General features: G+C 72.0%; 4 protein-coding genes. 2 read left to right on the top strand and 2 right to left on the bottom strand.

Translation table 11 applies throughout. The features are described 5' to 3' along the window. Together VFM98_RS03695 and VFM98_RS03690 are read right to left on the bottom strand one after the other, a co-directional pair. The coding region (locus tag VFM98_RS03695; RefSeq protein ID WP_325108553.1) for an aconitase family protein at positions 1–1,233 on the bottom strand (1,233 nt) is incomplete at its 3' end. Continuing rightward, positions 1,230–2,138, bottom strand: coding sequence for a LysR family transcriptional regulator (locus tag VFM98_RS03690; RefSeq protein WP_325108552.1), 909 nt, complete (start codon positions 2,136–2,138; stop codon positions 1,230–1,232). The genes VFM98_RS03690 and VFM98_RS03695, both read right to left, overlap by 4 nt. Before the next feature lie 75 nt (positions 2,139–2,213). On the opposite strand from VFM98_RS03690, the gene VFM98_RS03685 reads away from it, so the two are divergent. Both VFM98_RS03685 and VFM98_RS03680 read left to right on the top strand, forming a co-directional pair. Then, complete coding sequence (locus tag VFM98_RS03685) at positions 2,214–3,167, top strand: hydroxymethylglutaryl-CoA lyase (protein ID WP_325108551.1); 954 nt, start codon at positions 2,214–2,216, stop codon at positions 3,165–3,167. Beyond that, positions 3,160–3,406: CoA transferase (locus tag VFM98_RS03680; protein WP_325108550.1), on the top strand; the 247-nt coding region annotated here is incomplete at its 3' end. The genes VFM98_RS03685 and VFM98_RS03680, both read left to right, overlap by 8 nt.

Here is a 3,406-nt window from a genome sequence, read left to right as displayed (position 1 = left end):
GGGCAGCTGCAGCAGGTGCAGCGCGACGTCCTTGGCCGCCACGCCCGGCGGCAGTTCGCCTTCCAGCTCGATGCGCAGCACCGGTGCCATCGTGAGCCGCACCGCGCCGGTGACGAAGGCGTTGGCCATGTCGGTGGTGCCGACGCCGAACGCCACGCAGCCGAGCGCCCCGCTGTGCGGCGTGTGCGAATCGGTGCCCACCACCAACTGCCCCGGCAGCGCGTAGTGCTCCGCCATCATGGCGTGCGAGATGCCGGCCACGTTGCTGCCGTCGTCGGCCCGCGCCTCGTCCTCGGTCAGGGTGCGGTGGCTGCACAGCCCGTAGGCCGCGGCGAACTCCCGCTGCGCCCGCTGCATGGCATGCATGTTGGGCAGCAGGGGCGAGCCGGCGTGCGCCGGGCTCTCGTCGACGTAGGAGGTGTGGTCCTCGTACACCAGGATCGATTCCGGCCCGTGCAGCTGCAGCGGCCGCCCGAGCGTCTCGTGCAGCATGTGCGCCGCCATGCCGGTGTAGTACTCGTGGATGAAGCGCCAGTCGGCGCGCACGAAGCAGCCTTCCCCCGGCTGCGGCGCGTCGGGGGTCACAGGCGTGTGCAGCAGGTGCCGCTGCACGATCTTCTCGAACAGCGTGAGCGGCCGCGCCGCGGCCGGCAGCGCCACCGACGTGGCCGCGCGCAGGTGCTGCTGGCCGAAGCGCAGCAGGCCGCCGCTGCGCAGGATGGCCGCCGCGAGCGCATCGCGCCCCGCCACCAGTTCCTCGACGGGGATCGCCTCGCCGCGCTGCAGGCGTTCGACCAAGCCGAAGTCGGTGGACGTGAACAGGCCGATGTTGTCGGCGTTCTGGCGGTAGATGCGCTCGAAGCTCTCGGCGATCACCAGCCGGATGCCGGCCAGCTGCTCCGCCGCGGGGCTGTGCTCGCGGGAAGACCCCTTGCCGTAGCGCCGCCCCGCCACCGTCACCTGGAAGCCGCCGGCCTGCACGGCGCCGGGGGCGATCGGCTGCTGGCGGTCGGCGGTGGTGAAACCGGTGTAGGGAAAGCGCGCGAGCTTCGCGTCGTAGTGCGACATGATGCGCACCGGGCTGATCTCGTCGGTGGAGACGTCGTCGCGCAGCGCGCCGGCCTGGGCACGCGTGAGCTGCGCGCCGGCCAGCTGCGCGCGCACGGTGTCGGCGTCGCGGGTGAGGAAGAGGAAGCGCGGTTGCGCGCCGAGGGCGAGGACTGCTGCGGTCATGGTGCGGGGGCCTGCGCCGCCAGGTACTCCACCAGCAGCTGCGCCGCCGGCGTGAGCGACCCGGCGTCGCGGAAACAGAGGATGAAACGCCGCTGCGCCCAGGGTTCGTCCAGGGGCAGCAGCTGCAGGCCGGCGGGCGGCGCCGCACCGGCGGCGGCCACTTCGCGCGGCACGATGCTGATCGCCAGCCCGGCGCGCACGACGCGCAGGGCCGCTTCGAAATTCGTGACCACCACGCGGTGGTCCAGGCTGCGGCCCAGCGAGGCGGCCCGCCGCTGCAGCATCACCTGCACCGCGCTGTTGACCGGCAGGCTCACGTGCTCGTAGGCCAGCGTGTCGGCGAAGCGCAGCTTGCGGCGCGCCGCGAGCGGGTGACCGTGCGGCACCGCGACGCACAGCGTGTCGGTGCGGTAGGGGCGCGATTGCAGCGCGCCGACGTCCGCGGCATCCCAGCACACGCCGAGCGACGCGTGCCCTTCGCGCACGCCGCGCACGATTTCGGGGCTCACGCGCTCCTCCAGGTCCACCTTGATGGCGCGGTGCTGCGGCAGCCGCAGGAAGGCCGCCACGTCGTCGGCCAGCGACTCGGTCATCGCGGAGACGGAGGCGAGGATGCGCACCTGGCCGCGCCCGCCGGCCACATAGGCTTCCATGTCGCGCTCGATGCGGGCGGCGCCATCGAGCATGGCACGCGCGTGTTCCAGCAGCGTCTGGCCCGCCGGCGTGGGCAGCACGCCATGGCGCTTGCGCACCAGCAGTGCCGTGCCGACCTGGTGTTCCAGCTGCGCCAGCCGCTTGCTGATCGCCGAGCCGACGATGCTGGCCTTCTCGCCGGCGCGCGCGATGTTGCCCGTCTCGCAGACGGAGACGAACAGGCGCAGGGTGGTCAGGTCGAGGTCGCGCAAGGTATTCCGGATGGGAACTTGATCGTTCCGAAATAGAGATCAAAGGCCAACGTGGAAATTCTAGACTCCCGCTCCATGCACCCCTCCCGTTTCACCGAATCCCTGCCCCGCCGCGTGGTCGTGCGGGAGATGGGCCTGCGCGACGGCCTGCAGAGCGTCGCCACCATCCTGCCGACGGCGGACAAGCTCGAATGGATCCGCGCGGCCTACGAGGCCGGCCAGCGCGAGATCGAGGTCGGCTCCTTCGTGCCGCCGAAGCTGCTGCCGCAGCTGGCCGACACCGGCGAGGTGCTGGCCTTCGCCCAGACCCTGCCCGGCCTGCGCGCCACCGTGCTGGTGCCCAACCTGAAGGGCGCCGAGCGCGCCCTGGACGCCAACGCGGAAATGATGCTGCTGCCGCTGTCGGCAAGCCACGCGCACAGCCTGGCCAACCTGCGCAAGACGCCCGCCGACGTGGTGGCGGAGATCGGCCGCATCCGCGCCGAGCGCGACGCCCGCGGGTCGCGCACGCAGATCGAGGTGGGCATCAGCACCGCCTTCGGCTGCACGATCCAGGGCCGGGTCGATCCGGCGGAAGTCGTGCGCCTGGTGCAGGCGGTTCTGGACGCCGGGGTGGACGCCGTGAGCCTGGCCGACACCGTGGGCTACGCCGACCCCGCCATGGTCTCGCACCTGTTCGAGCGGGTGCTGAAGGTGGCCGGCGACAAGCTCGCCTGCGGCCACTTCCACGACACCCGCGGGCTCGGGCTGGCCAACGTGTTCGCCGCGATGCAACTGGGCATCGCGCGCTTCGACGCCTGCACCGCCGGCATCGGCGGCTGCCCGCACGCGCCCGGCGCGAGCGGCAACGTCGCCACCGAAGACCTCACGTACATGCTGCACAGCATGGGCATCGAAACCGGCCTCGACTTCGACCGCCTGCTGGCGCTGCGCGCGCGCGTCGCGCAATGGCTCGCCGGCGAGGCGACCCACGGCACGGTCTGGAAGACCGGCCTGCCCAAGACGATGAAGGAGGCCGCCCATGCCTGAAGCCAGCACGCTCCCGCCGCAGCCGCTGAAAGGCCTGCGCGTCGTCGAATTCACCCACATGGTCATGGGCCCCACCTGCGGCATGGTGCTGGCGGACCTGGGCGCCGAGGTGATCAAGCTCGAGCCGCTGGAGGGCGACCACTCGCGCCGCCTGCTCGGCGCCGGCATCGGCTTCTTCCCCATGTTCAACCGCAACAAGAAGAGCATCGCGGTGGACCTGCGCAAGCCCGAGGGCGCCG

The sequence above is a fragment of the Ramlibacter sp. genome (assembly GCF_035706265.1).
Classification (GTDB): Bacteria; Pseudomonadota; Gammaproteobacteria; order Burkholderiales; family Burkholderiaceae_C; genus Ramlibacter.
This window is presented reverse-complemented; position numbering and strand designations above follow the sequence as displayed.